We start from the raw sequence: 16088 nt of genomic DNA, 5'->3' as shown, positions 1-16088 counted from the left end.
CCCTGTTTTGGAAACCGGTGTCATCTTGCCTTTGCGACAAGGAGAAGGCAAGTCGGTCCCGACAGCGCCTCTTGAGAACAGACGGGCGAAAGGCCAGAGGGGCGAGAATGCCGAAAGAATCCAAGCCAGACGTCCCTGCCGCCGGCGTTCCCACGGCCAAGCCCACGATCAACGATGTCGCGCGCATTTCCGGCGTCTCGAAGAAAACCGTCAGCCGCGTCATCAACAAGTCGCCCCTGCTGGGCCAGGCCACGCGCGAGAAGGTGGAGGCGGTGATCGCGGAATTGGGCTTCGTGCCCAATCTCCAGGCCCGCGCGCTCGCGCTGCGCCGCAATTTCCTGATCGGCCTGATCCACGACAACCCGAACGCGCAGATGGTGCTGGGGGTGCAGGAAGGCATCCTGCAAACGATCCGGGATACCGAATTCGCGTTGGTGGTGCGCCCGGTGGACCGCCATTCGCCCCGGCTGCTCGACGACATCCGCCACTTCATCGAACAGCAGCGACTCTACGGCGTGCTGCTGCTGCCGCCGATTTCCGAGAACGACGAACTGGCCGCGCTCTGCCGCGAACTGGGCTGCACGCTGGTGCGCATGGGCTCCGCCGAACTCGACGACGAGGCGCATCTCGTTGCCTCGAACGACCGGCAGGCGGTGCGCGAGGCGGTGGCCTGGCTGACCGGCCTCGGCCACAAGCGCATCGGCTTCATCGCCGGTCCCACCGGCTTTCGCTCCGCCTACGAGCGCGAACAGGGCTTTGCCGAAGGCCTCGCCGAGGCCGGGCTCACCCCCGACCCGGCGCTGGCCACGCGCGGCGACTACAAGTTCGAATCGGGCTACGAGGCCGGACAGCGCCTGCTCGATGCCTTGCCGCGCCCTACCGCCGTGTTCTCCAGCAACGACGAGATGGCCGCCGGCCTGCTCCACGCCGCGCGCGAACGCGGGATCGACGTGCCCGCGCAGCTTTCGATCATCGGCTTCGACGATACCGCCATCGCCGCGCATATCTGGCCGCCGCTGACCACCGTGCGCTGGCCGATCGTGCCGATGGCCGCTGCCGCCGCGCACAAGTTGATCGAGCCCAGCGATGCCCTGTCGCGCCAGGCGCTGTTCCTGTCCGACCTCGTCCGCCGCGCCTCGGTAGCCCCGCCCGAAGCCTGATTGTGCGGAAATCCGGCACAGCCGGATTTCGTGGGGGCGTGGGCCGGTGCCGCACCGAAAATGCGCTTTCGCGTATTTTCCAAACAAAGCCCCACCATTGACACCGGTTACCAAAGCCGGATATGACTTGACCATAAATGCAATAATGTCCCACTATACGGGACCAAATTCCAATGGGAGAGAGCCCCCCGTGTTCTGCAAGACCTACCACGCCACCCATCCCGACATGATGGAGTGCGTCTCCAACGAGGAACTGCGCGATCGCTACCTCGTCACCGGCATGTTCGAGGACGGCAAGGTCAACCTCAACTACTCGCACAACGAACGCTTCGTGATCGGCGGCGCGGTGCCTTCGCAGGGCCCGCTCAAGCTGCCCGCGCAGACCGTTCCCAAGAGCGCGGAAGGCAAGCCCTTCCTCGAACGCCGCGAAGCCGGCATCACCAACATCGGCGGCCCCGGCGCGATCACGGTCGACGGCCAGCGTTTCGAAGTCGGCAACAAGGAATGCCTCTACGTGCCGATGGGTTCGGACGAGGTGATCTTCGAGGGCGAGACCGCGCGGTTCTATATCGCCTCGGTCCCCGCGCATAAGGCCTGCCCGATCAAGCTGATCACCCTGGCCGAAGCCAACCCGCTGGCCCGCGGCGACCTTGCCAATTCGAACCAGCGCACGATCTACCAGCTGGTCATCCCCGGCGTCTGCGAGAGCGCGCAGCTTCTGCTCGGCCTCACCGTGCTGGAAGAAGGTTCGGTGTGGAACACCATGCCCCCGCACCTCCACGACCGCCGCTCCGAGATCTACCTCTACTTCGAGCTGCCCGAAGAGAACGACCGCATCTTCCACTACATGGGCGAGCCCGACCAGATGCGCCACATCGTGATCGCCAACGAAGAGGCGGTGATCAGCCCGCCCTGGTCGATCCACATGGGTTCGGGCACCAAGAAGTATGCGTTCATCTGGGCCATGGGCGGGGAAAACCTCGACTATACCGACATGAACGTCCTCGACATCTGCCAGCTCCAGTAGGACCGGAACAGATGGCGATTTCCTTCAGCCTCGAAGGCAAGGCCGCGCTCGTGACCGGTGCGAACACCGGGATCGGGCAGGCCATTGCCGTGGCGCTGGCCGAGGCGGGGGCCGACGTGGCCCTCGCAGGCCGCAGCGAACCGACCGAAACCCTCGCCCTGATCGCGGCAACCGGGCGCAAGGCGGTGAACATCAAGGCCGACCTCTCCTCGATCGAGCCCGTCGGCCGGGTGATCGACGAGGCGGTGGCCGGGCTCGGCAAAGTGGACATTCTCGTCAACAATGCCGGGATCATCCGCCGCGACGACCTGCTCCAGTTCTCCGAAGAGGACTGGGACGCGGTGATGGACACCAACCTCAAGACCCTGTTCTTCCTCAGCCAGGCGGCGGCGAAGGGCATGGTGGAGCGCGGGGGCGGCAAGATCGTCAACATCGCCTCGCTGCTCACCTTCCAGGGCGGCATCCGCGTGCCCAGCTATGCGGCGGCGAAGTCGGGCGTGGGCGGCGTGACCAAGGCCATGGCCAACGAGCTTGCCGCCAAGGGCGTGCAGGTGAACGCCATCGCCCCGGGCTACATCTCCACCAACAACACCGCGGCCCTGCAAGGCGACGAGACGCGCAACCGCCAGATCCTGGAGCGCATCCCGACCGGCCGCTGGGGCGACCCCAAGGACATCGCCGGGGCCGCCGTGTTCCTCGCCTCGCCCGCTTCCGACTACGTCACCGGCCATGTGCTGGCGGTTGACGGCGGCTGGCTGGCACGCTGAAAACGAGCCCCATGACCGGACATGTAACCTGCTTCGGCGAAGTGCTGCTGCGCTTCGCCACCCCTTCCCACCGCCTGATGGTTCAGTGCGACACATTGGACATGGTGGTGGGCGGGGCCGAGGCCAATGTCGCCTCCGGCCTTGCCTCGCTGGGCCACGGCGTGCGCATGGTCACGCGGCTGCCCGCCAGTCCGCTGGGCGACAAGGCCCGTTCGGCACTGGCGGCAGCGGGCGTAGACACGCGCCATGTCGGCAGCGGGACGGGCCGCATGGGGCTCTATTTCCTCGAAAGCGGCGCGGGCCTGCGCCCTTCGGCCATCACTTACGACCGCGCCGGCAGCACCTTTGCGACCAGCGCGCCGCAGGACTTCGACTTTGCCGCCGCGCTGGACGGCGCCCGGCTGCTGCACTTGTCCGGCATCACCCCGGCGCTCGGCCCCGGCGGCGTCATGCTCGCCAAGGCGGCGGTGCGCGCGGCGCAGGAACGCGGCGTGCCGATCTGCTTTGACGGCAATTACCGTGCGCTGCTCTGGGAAAGCTGGGACAGCAATCCGCGCGAAGTGCTGACCGAGCTGGTCTCCGCCGCCACGGTGATGATCGGCAACCACCGCGACATCTCGCTGCTGCTCGGCCAGACTTTCTCCGGCGACGGCGAGGACCGCCGGCGCGAGGCGGCCGAAGCGGCCTTTGCCGCCTTCCCCGATCTCCAGATCATCGCCTCGACCGCGCGGCAGGTCATCAACGCCGCACACCACCGCATCGCCGCGCGGATCGACGCGCGCGAGGGCGGATACCAGACCGACGAGGTCGAAGTGACGCAGATCGTCGACCGCATCGGCACCGGCGATGCCTTTGCGGCGGGCGTGCTGCACGGCTGGCTGAACGGCGCGGATATTCAGAAAATGGCGCAGGCCGGGCTGGCCTACACGGTGCTGAAGCACTCGCTGCCCGGAGACATGTGCCTGATTGGCCCCGGAGAACTCGATGCCTTTTCCGCTTCAGGAGGCGACGTCAGGCGCTGAAACCACACGGCGGGCGGTGCTGGCAGGCGCGCTTGCGGGCACCGGCGCCGTGCTTGCCACCAGCGCCGCACCGCTGCGCGCCACGCCGCCGCAAATGGCGGCAGCCGGACGCTATCGCGGGGTGGTCGAAAACGGCATCTGCCAGTTCCTCGGCATCCGCTATGGCCGCGCGACACGCTTCGCGCGCGCCGTGGCCGAACCATTCGGCGGAGCGCAGCTGGAAGCCCTGCGCTTCGGCCCGATCTGCCCGCAGCGCGGCCTGGACGACCAGCCGCAGTCCGAAGACTGCCTGTTCCTCAACGTCTGGACGCCCGAGGCGAACCCCGCCGCGAAGCGCGCGGTCATGGTCTATTTCCACGGCGGTGCCTACACCACCGGCTCTGTAACCGATCCGCTCACCCACGGCGCGAAGCTGGCGGCGGGCGGCGACGTGGTGGTCGTCACCGTCAACCACCGGCTCAATGCGCTGGGCTATGCCTGGCTGAGGCCGTTTGGCGCCAAGTACGCGGACAGCGGCAATCTCGGCCAGCTCGACCTGATCCTCGCGCTGCAATGGGTGCGCGCGCACATCGCCGCGTTCGGCGGCGATCCGGCGCGGGTCATGGTGTTCGGCCAGTCCGGCGGCGGCGCCAAGATCGCCACGCTCATGGCCATGCCCGCCGCCAGGGGCCTGTTCCACGCCGCCGCGACGATGAGCGGGCAGCAAGTGCAGGCCAGCGGCCCGATGCACGCCTGGGCGCGCACGCAGGCGCTGATGGCGGCGCTTAAACTCGCGCCCGGCGATGTCGAGGGGCTGCACGCCCTGTCCGTGGAGCGCCTGACCGCCGCGCTCGACACGACCGATCCGGTCATGGGCAGCGGTCCGGTCTACTTCGGCCCGGTACTCGACATGACCAACCTGCCGCGCCACCCGTTCTGGCCCGACGCCGCGCCGCAGTCGCTCTCGGTGCCAATGATCCTCGGCAATGTGCACGATGAAACCCGCGCCTTCCTCGATCCGCGTGGGCCCAAGCTCAAGGGCCTCGACTGGAGCAACCTGGCCGCGCGCATGGGCCGCGAGGTGAAGATCGATCTCGACCCGCAATGGGTGATCGACCAGTACCGCGCCCGCGAACCGGGCTGGAGCGTGGAGCAGGTCTATTACGCCGCGACCACGGCAGGCCGCTCATGGCCCGGGCAGGTTATCGAGGCGGACGAACGCGCCAAGGCGGGCGCGGCGGCGACGTGGGTCTATCAGCTGGAGCGCCCCTCCCCCCTCGATCCGCTGCGCGGCGCGGCGCATACGGACGACATTCCCTACGTGTTCGGCACGCTCGATGCGAAAGGCAGTTTTTCCGGCAAAGATGCGGCGGCACAGGCGCTGAGCACGGCGATGATGGGGGCGTTCACCGGCCTTGCGAAAACCGGCCGACCGGGGATCGCGGACTGGGCAGCCTATACGGTGCCGCAGCGTGCGACGATGGTGTTCGGGGACAAGGTGCGCGTCGAGAACGATCCGCGCGGGTGGCAGCGGGAGCTTTGGGCCACCGCGCCTTACGTGCAGCCGGGGACCTGACGGCAGTTGTAGTCCCTCACACCTCGCCGCCCCCGCCTTCGCGGGGATGACGAAGTGTTGCAATCAAAGGGAAGACGGCGACGCGCAGCGCCGCCTTACTTCTGCCCTTCGACCTTGGGCGGATTGGGATAGGCCACGATCAGCGACAGCGGCGCATCCCCCTTCTGCCAGATGCCGACGACCGCGCCGTTGTAGAGATAAGCCGTCATCCCCGGCTTCAGCATGGCCCGCTTGCCGTCCGACACCACTTCGCCCTCGCCTGAAAGCACGTAGTAGACCTCGTCGTGCGCGATGGGATGTTCGCCGATCGCAGCGCCCTTGTGGAGGATGCGGCGGCGGAATTCCATCGCGCGCGGGGCCGGCGCAGAATCGGAGATGCGGTAGGCGGTGCTCATGCCGATCTCCCCGTGCGGAGGAGCCTCCTCGCGCACGGTATCCTGCTCGTCGATCACGGCCATGGGCGGCGCGGACGCGGCCATGAGCAGCAGCGCCGCGATCACTGCGTGCCGCCCTGGCGCATCGCCTTGTCGCGTTCGGAGAGCTTTTCCTGCGCCCCGGCATGCTGCCCGGGATAGACCCCCGACTTCGGCGTCATCGTCGCGAGGTTCCAGTCCTTGTCGACAAAGGCCGCGCGGGTTTCCGCCGGGTGGGGGTAACCGCCGACCAGCTTCTCGTCGTCGATGATCTCGCCGCGTCCTTCGGCCACGAAGAACAGCACGCGGATATCGTCGGGCGCACGGTCCCACGGACGGGCGCCGACGGTGGAGAGCAGGTCGGTTTCCAGCGTGGCAGCGGGGGTGATCCGGTAGCCGTCAAGGCTGGCGAGCGGCTGCGGCGCCTCGATCACTTTCGCCTTGGTCACGCCGTAGCGGCCCAGCATCGGCGCCGGATTGCCCCAGCGGTCGACGTTGATGTTGTCCTTCGAGAACCAGGCGAGGTCGCCGTCGCCGCCCAGCGTCAGGAACGGCAGGCCCGGCACGGTGGAATTGCCCGCGCGCATGACGTTGCCCACGGCGGTGATCTCGCCGGTGACGTAAGGGTGCCCTGCCCATTCGAGGTTCATCAGGTTGTAGTGCACCGCGCGGTGTCCGGGGTCGTAGATCATGTTGTTGATCATCAAGACCTGGGCCCCGCCCTTCACCAGCGGCGAGCGCTCCATGTTGTGCGCCCAGACATTGCGGTAGAAGACGATGCCGGTGGTGTTGTCGTGGACCAGCGAGCCCTTGGAATGCTCGCCCTTGGGATGGCTGGCATTGGCCAGGCCCTCGGCGGCGAGGTTCTCGCGGAACAATACGTCATGGCTGGTGCCCGCACGCCATTCCTTGACGTCCTTGCCGGTAAAGCGCGGGCCGGAGGCCGACATGTTCTCGTCGATCGCCCAGAGGAACGAGCAGTGCTCGATCACCACGTTGTGCGCGGCGACGGTGGAGAAGGCGTCGGCTTCCCAGTTGGAGAGATGCGGCTGGCCGTCGGCGCCGGTCATCACCCGCAAGTGGCTGATCTTGACGTCGTGCCCCTTGAGATCGATGCCGCCGCGCACGATGGTGATGCCCGGCGAAGGCGCGGTCTGCCCGGCGATGGTGAGGTAAGGCTCGTCGATTTCGAGGACCGAACGGCCAAGGTCGATCACCCCGCCCACTTCGAATACAACGGTCCGCTTGCCCTTGGCCTCGATCGCCGCTTTGAGCGATCCGGGGCCGTCCTTGGCAAGTGTGGTGACGCGGATGATTCGCCCGCCGTCGCCGCCAGAGGTGGGATCCTTGGCCTGCGCGAAAGCCGAGTGGGGGGCGGCCAAAGCCAGCATGGAGGCGAGGAGCAAGCGGCTGAACGCCGTCGATTTCTTCACTGTGCATCTCCCGTTTGCACTGGTTCTTGACAGGGTGGGGTCCCTGCGCTCATAACTCATGACACCGGTTACCAAGACCGGCAAGAAAGAACTGGGTGAAGCCCGCAGATTGTCCATAAGGACAAATGCCGGCTCGCCGAAAGGCACCGAACGGTGCATGAGAGTGCGCCGCAAGGCGCAGGGAGCAGAATGCCGGATGAAAGGGTGCGCGGCCTTGCCGCACCTCCCTATGACACCGGTATCATAGACAGGCCACAAAGGCCGCGAGGGGGAGTGACCATGCCGTCGCATGTTTCGAGGATTTCGCTGTTCAAGATCGCACTGGTGGCCGGCAGCGCGCTGGCGCTGCCGCAGGCCGCATTCGCGCAGGACGGCGCTGAAGCGCAGGCGACCGTGGGCGCCGAATCGGGCACCACCGCCGAGGACATCATCGTCACCGGCTTCCGCAAGTCACTGGAAGCCGCGCTCAGCGTGAAGCGCGATTCGGTTTCCGCCGTCGATGCCGTCGTGGCCGAGGACATGGCCAAGTTCCCCGACCAGAACCTGGCCGAATCGCTGCAGCGCATCCCCGGCATCTCGATCCAGCGTGACGGCGGCGAAGGCCGCGCGATCACCGTGCGCGGCCTCGGTGCCCAGTTCACCCGCGTGCGCGTGAACGGCCTCGAAACGATCGCCACCAGCTCCGATGGCGCCTCGGCCAACCGCGACCGCGCCTTTGACTTCAACGTCTTCGCCTCCGAACTGTTCTCCAGCCTGGTCGTCCACAAGACCGCCGAAGCCAGCCTCGACGAGGGTTCGCTGGGCGCGGTGGTCGATCTCAACACCGGCAACCCGCTTTCGGGCAAGACCGGCATTTCCGCCGTGCTCAACGTGCAGGGTTCGTACAACGACCTGTCGAAGAACGTCGGCCCGCGCATTGCCGGCCTGCTCGCATGGAAGAACGATGCGGGCACCCTCGGCATCGCGCTGTCGGGCGCCTATTCGCACACCGATACGCTGGAGACCGGCAACAACTCGGTGCGCTGGTCGCAGGCCTACTTCAACTCGGTGGACGGCACGCCCTGCTTCTATTCGGTGCCCGGTGCCACCGGCGGCACCCCGGTCAGCTCGGGCGGCAGCTATCGCCCTTCGGCCGCCTGCGACGAAGCCTCGCTCTCGTTCCACCCGCGCATCCCGCGCTACGGCAAGGTCGAGCATGACCGCGAGCGCCTCGGCCTGACCGGCTCGATCCAGTTCGAACCGACCGACCGGACCAAGATCTCGATCGACGGGCTCTATTCCTCGTTCAAGGAAAAGCGCGCCGAACAGTGGCTGGAAGTGCTGGCCCGCTCCAACGAGCGCCGTTTCAACGTGGTGGATCCGGTCTACGACGACAACGGCAACATGGTCAGCGCCACGTTCAACAACGCCTACGTCCGCACCGAAAGCTACCTGCGCAAGTCGGAAACCGAATTCTACCAGATCGGCGCGACCTGGGACCAGGACGTTTCGGACAGCTTCCGCTTCACCCTGCTGGGCGGCATGTCGCAGTCCAACGCGGATATCCCGGTCGAGACCACGATCGCCTACGACAACAAGACCGCCAACGGCTTCAGCTACGACTATTCGGACATGAAGTCGCCGGTGCTGAGCTACGGCCTAGACGTGACCGATCCGGCCAACTTCCAGCTGGCCGAAATCCGCGACCGTCCCTCCTACGTGAAGAACCGCTTCAAGACCGCGCAGCTGCGTACCGAGTGGGACATCACCGAGGGCGCCACCTTCAAGGTCGGCGCGGTCTGGCGGCGCTACAACTTCCGCACCCAGCTGTTCCAGCGTGACACCGCCGCCTGCGGCGCCAACGGGACCAAGGACCTGATCCTGGGTCAGGTCACCTGCTCGAGCACGGTCTACGGCCTGCCGGTCACTTCCGGGATCTCGCAGATCGTCAACCTCGGCGACGCCGGTCAATCGAGCGGCACCACCGACCAGTGGCTGGTGGCCGACATCGCCAAGGCGGCCGCCTATACCAACCTCTACGACCGCACCGCGAAGGAGGACCTTGGCAACAACCGCCGCGTTCAGGAAACCACCTCGGGCGGCTACTTCCAGTTCGACTTCAAGGGCGACCTGTTCGGCCTCGAATATGCGGGCAACGCGGGCGTTCGCTATGCCCATACCGCGCAGAAGTCGACCGGCTACACCGCCGGGCTCGCCGGCACCGTCTCGCGCACCTACGACGACTGGCTGCCGGCGATGAACCTCGCGTTCTACCCCGCCCACGACGTGATCGTGCGCGGCGCGATCGCCAAGGTCATCACGCGTCCCTCGCTCGGCAACCTCAATCCGGGCGGTTCGGTCGACGGCTTCAACTACCGCGTGACCTTCGGCAACCCGTTCCTCGATCCCTACCGCGCGACCAACTTCGATGCCTCGGTCGAATGGTACTTCGCCCCCGGCGCGCTGTTCTCGGTCGCCGGCTTCATCAAGAAGATCGAGAGCTTCCCGGTCGCCGGCACTTATGTCGCCACCCTGCCGCAGCTCGGCCTCGGCCGCGATGTGCTGGGCCAGAGCACGCCGGCCTACATCAACTACGACCCCAATCAGGAATACATCGTCTCCTCGCAGGTCAACGGTACCGGCGCGACGCTGAAGGGCGTGGAAGTGGCGCTGCAACTGCCCTTCACCTTCCTGCCGGGCATTCTCAGCCACACCGGCTTCCAGGGCAACGCCACCTTCATCAAGAGCGACGCCGACTACACGATCACCGGGCCCGCCACTTCGGCCTGTACCCGCAATGCGACGACCGGCGCCTGCGCCCTCACCGGCGTCTCGGCGGTCTATACCCAGACCCTGCTCGGCGTGTCGAAGAAGGCGGCCAACGCCACGCTCTACTATGACGACGGCACCTTCAGCATCCGTGGCTCGGTCAGCTATCGCGGTCCCTTCGTGGACGGCACCAGCGCCACCGGCAACGTCTTCGAAGGGTACGGCTCCTACACCAGCGTCGACGCGGCGATCCGCTACAAGGCGACCGAATGGCTGGAACTGTCGATCGACGGCAACAACCTGACCGATACCTACCGCTACCGCTTCACCGACGTGACGGCCGAGCGCAACTACGAGAACAACCACTTCGGGCGTACCATCCTGTTCGGCGCGCGGGTCAAGTACTGATCCCGCACACCGGCCGGATGGCCTTGAATACCTGAACTGAACTGCTGGAGAGTGCCGTCATGACCTTCGACCGTCGATCGTTCATGGCGGCCTCTCTCGTTTCCGGCCTGCTCGCTGGGGAAGCCGCCGCGCAGACAGCGCCGCCGGTGGCCACGGGCAAGCCCCGCGCGCCCGGCCTGCCCCAGCCCACCGAGACCATCGACCTCTGGCCCACGGACGCACCGGGCATGCCCGTGAAGCCCCCGGTCGAAACGGTGGACGAACGCTCCGCCGACGAACTCGTCACCGACCGCGCCGTCTACGGCATTACCCGCCCCCGCATGGCGGTGTTCCGCCCGGACCGTCCCAATGGCGCGGCCGTGCTGCTAACGCCCGGCGGCGGCTACAAGTGGGTGGTGGTCGACAAGGAAGGCTACGAAATGGCGCGCTGGCTGACCGCGCGCGGCTTTACCGCCTTCGTGCTGTTCTACCGCCTGCCCGGCGAAGGCTGGGCCAGCGGGCCCGACACCCCGCTGATCGATGCCCAGCGCGCCATGCGCCTGATCCGCCACCGCGCGCGGGACTTCGCGGTCGACCCCGAGCGTGTCGCCGCGATGGGCTTTTCGGCGGGCGGCCACGTCTGCGCCAGTCTTTCCACCCGCTTCGCCGCTGCGGTCTATGCGCCGGTGGACCCGGCCGACCGGCTTTCCGCCAGGCCCTTCTGCGCCGCGCCGATCTATCCGGTGATCTCGATGGACCCGGCGATCGCCCATGCCGGATCGCGCAGCCTGCTGCTTGGCGCCTCCCCGACGCCCGCGCTGGAGGCGGCCTATTCGCCCGAGCGCACCGTCCCGGCCGATGCCCCGCCGCACTGGCTGCTCCATGCCGAGGATGATGACGCCGTGCCGGTGGAGAACACCGTGCGCCTGCGCGCCGCGCTGAAGGCGCGCGGTATCCCGGTGGAAGCGCATTTCTTCGAACACGGCGGCCACGGTTTCGGCCTGCGCAAGGCCATCGGCAAGCCGGTGGAGGCATGGCCCGACCTCTGGCGCGCATGGGCGCGAACCAAGGGGCTGGGATAGAGAAACGACGAGATGACGATGGGCGACGGTAAAGCCATGGATAGGCGCGAAGCACTAAAGGCCGCCCTGATCGGCGGCGCAGGTCTTGCAGCAGGCGGGCTTCAGGGGGAAGCCGCTGCCGCAAGGGAGCCCGGGGCGGGCAACTCTCCTCCTCCGCCCGCCCCGGCTCCCGTCCGCTGGCGGCGCGGCTTCGACAACCAGCGCATTGCCGATCTCGGGAACGGGTTCATGCTCAACCCCGTGCTTTCCGGCGACCGGCCCGACCCGGCGATCCTCAAGGACGGCGAGGACTATTACCTCACTTTCTCCAGCTTCGATTCCTATCCCGGCCTCACCATCTGGCACAGCCGCGATCTGGTGAACTGGCAGCCGAGAAAGCCCGCGCTCACCCGCAACATCGGCTCGGTCTGGGCGGTGAGCCTCGAAAAGCACAAGGGCCGCTATTTCCTCTACATCCCGGTCAAGGCCGAGCCCAACGAGATCTACGTGATCTGGGCCGATCACATCGACGGCCCGTGGAGCGATCCGAAGCCGCTCGGCCTGCACGACCATATCGACCCCTGCCACGCCGTGGGCGAGGACGGCTCGCGCTGGCTGTTCCTTTCGGGCGGAGACCGCGTAAGGCTCTCCCAGGACGGCCTCTCGCTGGCGGGCAAGGTCGAGCATGTCTACGATCCCTGGCACTATCCCGACGATTGGGATGTCGAGGGTTTCTCGCCCGAAGGCCCCAAGATCCACCGCCACGGCGACTGGTTCTACATGCTCACTGCCGTGGGCGGCACCGCCGGCCCGCCCACCGGCCACATGGTGATCGCCGCCCGTGCAAGGTCGATCCACGGCCCATGGGAACAGCACCCCGGCAACCCGCTGGTGCGCACCGAAAACCAGTCCGAAGCGTGGTGGTCGCGCGGCCATGCCTCGCTGGTCGAAGGGCCGGACAAGCGCTGGTACACGCTCTACCACGGGTTCGAGAACGGCTTTTGGACACTCGGCCGCCAATGCCTGCTCGACACGATCGAATGGACGCCGGACGGCTGGTTCAAGATGACCGGCGGCGATCTTTCGCAGCCGCTTCCCGTGCCCAAAGTCGCCAGACCGCTGCCCCATGGCATGGCGCTGTCGGACGATTTCTCGAAACCGCTGGCGATGGGCTCCAAGTGGTCGTTCTTCCGCCCTGCCCCTGACGAAGCCAGCCGCGTGCGGGTTGCAGACGGCACGCTGCATCTCACGGGCAAAGGCCTCGCCCCGTCGAGCGGATCGCCGCTGCTGCTGATTGCGGGCGACACCAGCTACCGGTTCGAATGCGACATCGAGATTCCGCCCGGCGGCACCGCCGGCCTCGTGCTGTTCTATGACGACAAGCTCTACGCCGGGCTGGGCTTCGACGAGACCCGCTTCGTCACCCACCAGTACGGCATGGAACGCGGCCGCCCCGCCAACCCGCTCGGCCGCCGCATGAAGATGCGCGTCACCAACCGCCGCCACATCGTTTCCTACCACACTTCTGCAGACGGCGGAAAAACGTGGAAGCGATTTGATCGCGGCATGGAGGTGTCGGGATACCACCACAATGTCCGTGGGGGGTTCCTCATGCTGCGCCCCGGCCTATATGCTGCCGGTGAAGGCGAAGCCATTTTCCGCGATTTCCGTTTCACCGCTCTGGAAGACTGATGCCCATTCGCCCCCTTGAACTGCACCCCGACCGCCTGCTCCCGGCCGATCCCGCCACCCGCACGCTGGCGCGCGAACTCTATCGCTCCGTCGCCGACCTGCCGATCGTCAGCCCGCACGGCCACACCGATCCGGGCTGGTTCGCCGGCAACGAGACTTTCGGCAATGCCACCGAACTGCTGCTGGTGCCGGACCACTACGTGTTCCGCATGCTCTATTCGCAAGGGATCGCGATGGAGGACCTCGGCGTGCGCAACCGCAACGCCGATCCCCGCGCGGCGTGGCGACTGCTTGCGGAAAACTACTTCCTGTTCCGCGGCACCCCGTCGCGCATGTGGCTGGACTGGGTCTTTGCCGAGGCCTTCGGCATCAGCGTGCAATTAAACGCCGAAACCAGCGACCTCTATTTCGACACCATCACCGAGAAGCTGGCGACTGACGACTTCCGCCCGCGCGCGCTGTTCGACCGCTATGGCATCGAGGCAATCGCGACGACCGAAAGCCCGCTCGACACGCTGGAACACCACGCAGCGATCCGCGCGGAGAACGCCCGCCCCGGCGGCTGGCAGGGCAAGGTCATCACCGCCTATCGGCCTGATCCCGTCGTGGACCCGGAGTTTGTCAGTGACCAAGGGGGCTTCCGCGAAAATCTGGCGACGTTCTCGGAAGTCACCGGGGAGGACTGCCTCACCTGGCATGGCTACCTCGCCGCGCACCGCCAGCGCCGCCGCTTCTTCGCGCAAATGGGCGCCACTTCCACCGACCACGGCCACCCGACGCCCCGGACGGCGGACCTCTCCGCTGCCGAGGCCGAAGCCCTGTTCACCAAGGTCAGCAAGGGCAGCTTCACGGCCGAGGACGCCGAACTGTTCCGCGCGCAGATGCTGACCGAAATGGCGGGCATGAGCCTCGACGACGGGCTGGTCATGCAGATCCACCCCGGTGCCTTCCGCAACCACAACGCCCGCGTGTTCGAACGCTTCGGGCGCGACAAGGGCGCGGACATCCCCTCGCGCACCGAATACGTCGCCAATCTCAAGCCCTTGCTGGACAAGTACGGCAACGAGCCCGGCCTCTCGGTGATCCTCTTCACCCTGGACGAGAGCACGTACGCCCGCGAACTGGCGCCGCTGGCCGGGCACTATCCGTGCCTGAAGCTGGGCCCGGCGTGGTGGTTCCACGATAGCCCCGAAGGCATGCGCCGCTTCCGCCGGATGACCACGGAAACCGCCGGTTTCTACAATACTGTCGGCTTCAACGACGATACCCGCGCCTTCCTGTCGATCCCCGCCCGCCACGATGTCGCGCGCAGGATCGATTGCGGGTTCCTTGCCGAACTCGTAATGGAGCATCGTATCGAGGATTGGGAAGCCGCTGACCTGGCGCGTGACCTGACCTACAATCTCGTCAAGAAGGCCTATCGTCTGTGAGACTCTCCAGCGAAACGCTGTCCCGCCTGCCCGAATCCGTCGCCCGCCCGGGCTATGACCGCAGCGCACAGGCGGCGGGCATCGTCCACTTCGGCATCGGCGCGTTCCACCGCGCGCATCAGGCCTGGTATACCGACCGGGCGATGGCCAGGGGCGACCGCGACTGGGGCATCATCGGCGTTTCGCTGCGTTCGGCCAATGTCGCGCGCCAGCTCAATCCGCAGGACGGGCTCTACACGCTCACCGAATGCTCGGCCGAGCGTAACCGCATGCGCGTGATCGGATCGGTCCAGCGGGTGATCGTCGCCAGCGAGGAGCCCGAAGCGGTGATCGCCCAGATCGCCGCGCCGGAAACCCGGATCGTGACCTTCACCGTCACCGAAAAGGGCTATTGCCGCGCCGCCGACGGATCGCTCGACCCGTTCCTGGCGCATCACGGCAGCATCTACGCCTTCCTCGAACATGGCCTGCGCCGCCGCCGCGAGCAGGGCCTGCCCGGCCTGACGCTGCTCTCGTGCGACAACCTTGCCCTCAACGGCCGCCAGCTTGAGCGGCTGATGGGCGAATACCTTGCGCTCAAGGATGCCGAGCTTGGCGCCTGGGTGGCGGCGGAATGCACGTTCCCCTGCGCGATGATCGACCGCATCGTGCCCGCCACCACCGCCGCCGACCGCAAGATGGTGGCAACGCTCGCCCGGCTGGACGACGACGGCGCGGTGATGACCGAACCGTTCAGCCAGTGGGTGATCGAGGACAAGTTCGCCGGCCCTCGCCCGCAGTGGGAGAATGTCGGCGCCGAACTGGTCGGCGATGTCGCGCCTTACGAGGCGGCGAAGCTGCGCATGCTCAACGGCGCGCATTCGGCGCTGGCCTATCTCGGCCTCGAACACGGGCATGCCTTCGTCCATCAGGCGGTGGGCGATCCGGCGATCCGCCCGCTGATCGAGCGGCTGATGCACGAGGAAGCCCAGCCGACCATCAAGGCCGCGCCGGGGCAGGACCTTCAGGCCTATGCCGACGCGCTGCTGGCCCGCTTCGCCAATCCCGCGCTGCAGCACCGGCTGATCCAGATCGCGATGGACGGCAGCCAGAAGATTCCCCAGCGCTGGCTGGAAACGCTCGCCGCCAATCAGGAAAAGGGCCTGCAGTGCCCGGCGATCCTCACCGCGCTGGCCGCCTGGCTGCGCCACGTGCGCGGCGACAATGCCGCCAAGTGGGGGCCGGTCGACGATCCGATGGCCGCGCGCCTTGCCGACATCTGGCGCGATGAGGGCGTGGACGGCACCCCGCGGGCGCTGTTCGGCGCGCAAGGGCTGTTCGCCAAGACCTGGCAGGCGAGCGAGGCCGACTTTGCGGCGCTGGCCCAGCGACTGGCCCGCGCGACCGCCTGACC

Annotated in this window: 12 protein-coding genes; 10 read left to right on the top strand and 2 right to left on the bottom strand. The window is 67.0% G+C overall.

Going from position 1 to position 16088, the window contains the following annotated elements; translation table 11 throughout:
• Positions 1 to 107: 107 nt before the first annotated feature.
• The 5 genes from OKA11_RS08405 to OKA11_RS08385 all read left to right on the top strand — a co-directional run bounded on the left by OKA11_RS08405 (position 108) and on the right by OKA11_RS08385 (position 5531).
• Positions 108 to 1160, top strand: a complete 1053-nt coding sequence (locus OKA11_RS08405; protein ID WP_267219780.1) for a LacI family DNA-binding transcriptional regulator — start codon at positions 108 to 110, stop codon at positions 1158 to 1160.
• Positions 1161 to 1350: 190 nt separating this feature from the next.
• Positions 1351 to 2187: a 5-dehydro-4-deoxy-D-glucuronate isomerase gene (kduI, locus tag OKA11_RS08400; protein WP_267219779.1), complete on the top strand. Its 837-nt coding sequence runs from the start codon at positions 1351 to 1353 to the stop codon at positions 2185 to 2187.
• An 11-nt stretch (positions 2188 to 2198) separates the two neighbouring features.
• Positions 2199 to 2954 carry a 2-dehydro-3-deoxy-D-gluconate 5-dehydrogenase KduD gene (gene kduD, locus OKA11_RS08395; protein ID WP_267219778.1) on the top strand — a complete coding sequence of 252 codons (756 nt, stop codon included), beginning with the start codon at positions 2199 to 2201 and terminating at the stop codon, positions 2952 to 2954.
• Between the two features lie 11 nt (positions 2955 to 2965).
• Positions 2966 to 3976 (top strand): sugar kinase, encoded by a 1011-nt coding sequence (locus tag OKA11_RS08390; protein ID WP_267219777.1) that lies wholly within the window; start codon positions 2966 to 2968, stop codon positions 3974 to 3976.
• Complete coding sequence (locus tag OKA11_RS08385; RefSeq protein ID WP_267219776.1) at positions 3939 to 5531, top strand: carboxylesterase/lipase family protein; 1593 nt, start codon at positions 3939 to 3941, stop codon at positions 5529 to 5531. The genes OKA11_RS08390 and OKA11_RS08385 overlap by 38 nt, the downstream gene beginning before the upstream one ends.
• A 95-nt stretch (positions 5532 to 5626) precedes the next feature.
• On the opposite strand, the gene OKA11_RS08380 is transcribed toward OKA11_RS08385, so the two are convergent.
• The gene (locus tag OKA11_RS08380) at positions 5627 to 6031 is read right to left on the bottom strand and encodes a cupin domain-containing protein (RefSeq protein WP_267219775.1); all 405 of its coding nucleotides are present in this window, start codon (positions 6029 to 6031) and stop codon (positions 5627 to 5629) included.
• Positions 6028 to 7335, bottom strand: coding sequence for a pectate lyase family protein (locus tag OKA11_RS08375; protein ID WP_267219989.1), 1308 nt, complete (start codon positions 7333 to 7335; stop codon positions 6028 to 6030). Before OKA11_RS08375 ends, OKA11_RS08380 begins: the two co-directional genes overlap by 4 nt.
• A 321-nt stretch (positions 7336 to 7656) precedes the next feature.
• On the opposite strand from OKA11_RS08375, the gene OKA11_RS08370 reads away from it, so the two are divergent.
• Genes OKA11_RS08370 through OKA11_RS08350 form a run of 5 tightly spaced genes read left to right on the top strand, consistent with a single transcriptional unit; the run spans position 7657 to position 16086 of the window.
• On the top strand, positions 7657 to 10533 hold the full coding sequence (locus OKA11_RS08370; protein WP_267219774.1) for a TonB-dependent receptor: 2877 nt from the start codon (positions 7657 to 7659) through the stop codon (positions 10531 to 10533).
• Between the two features lie 59 nt (positions 10534 to 10592).
• Entirely contained in the window at positions 10593 to 11594 is a 1002-nt protein-coding gene (locus OKA11_RS08365) for an alpha/beta hydrolase (RefSeq protein ID WP_267219773.1), read from the top strand.
• 18 nt (positions 11595 to 11612) lie between these two features.
• Positions 11613 to 13265 (top strand): family 43 glycosylhydrolase, encoded by a 1653-nt coding sequence (locus OKA11_RS08360; RefSeq protein WP_267219988.1) that lies wholly within the window; start codon positions 11613 to 11615, stop codon positions 13263 to 13265.
• Positions 13265 to 14695: a glucuronate isomerase gene (gene uxaC, locus OKA11_RS08355; protein ID WP_267219772.1), complete on the top strand. Its 1431-nt coding sequence runs from the start codon at positions 13265 to 13267 to the stop codon at positions 14693 to 14695. Before OKA11_RS08360 ends, uxaC begins: the two co-directional genes overlap by 1 nt.
• Entirely contained in the window at positions 14692 to 16086 is a 1395-nt protein-coding gene (locus tag OKA11_RS08350) for a mannitol dehydrogenase family protein (RefSeq protein ID WP_267219771.1), read from the top strand. The genes uxaC and OKA11_RS08350 overlap by 4 nt, the downstream gene beginning before the upstream one ends.
• Positions 16087 to 16088 lie beyond the last annotated feature (2 nt).

Source organism: Novosphingobium clariflavum, assembly GCF_026420865.1.
GTDB lineage: Bacteria > Pseudomonadota > Alphaproteobacteria > Sphingomonadales > Sphingomonadaceae > Novosphingobium > Novosphingobium clariflavum.
Note: the sequence above shows the minus strand (reverse complement) of the source record. Positions and strands in the feature narration are given on the sequence as shown.

What these genes read in the sequence shown, in the direction of transcription:
- OKA11_RS08385 (WP_267219776.1), top strand. Translation starts at nt 3,939, where the DNA reads ATGCCTTTTCCGCTTCAGGAGGCGACGTCAGGCGCTGAAACCACACGG.
- OKA11_RS08370 (WP_267219774.1), top strand. Translation starts at nt 7,657, where the DNA reads ATGCCGTCGCATGTTTCGAGGATTTCGCTGTTCAAGATCGCACTGGTG.
- OKA11_RS08375 (WP_267219989.1), bottom strand. Translation starts at nt 7,335, where the DNA reads ATGCTGGCTTTGGCCGCCCCCCACTCGGCTTTCGCGCAGGCCAAGGAT.
- kduD (WP_267219778.1), top strand. Translation starts at nt 2,199, where the DNA reads ATGGCGATTTCCTTCAGCCTCGAAGGCAAGGCCGCGCTCGTGACCGGT.
- uxaC (WP_267219772.1), top strand. Translation starts at nt 13,265, where the DNA reads ATGCCCATTCGCCCCCTTGAACTGCACCCCGACCGCCTGCTCCCGGCC.
- OKA11_RS08360 (WP_267219988.1), top strand. Translation starts at nt 11,613, where the DNA reads ATGGGCGACGGTAAAGCCATGGATAGGCGCGAAGCACTAAAGGCCGCC.
- OKA11_RS08365 (WP_267219773.1), top strand. Translation starts at nt 10,593, where the DNA reads ATGACCTTCGACCGTCGATCGTTCATGGCGGCCTCTCTCGTTTCCGGC.
- OKA11_RS08390 (WP_267219777.1), top strand. Translation starts at nt 2,966, where the DNA reads ATGACCGGACATGTAACCTGCTTCGGCGAAGTGCTGCTGCGCTTCGCC.
- OKA11_RS08405 (WP_267219780.1), top strand. Translation starts at nt 108, where the DNA reads ATGCCGAAAGAATCCAAGCCAGACGTCCCTGCCGCCGGCGTTCCCACG.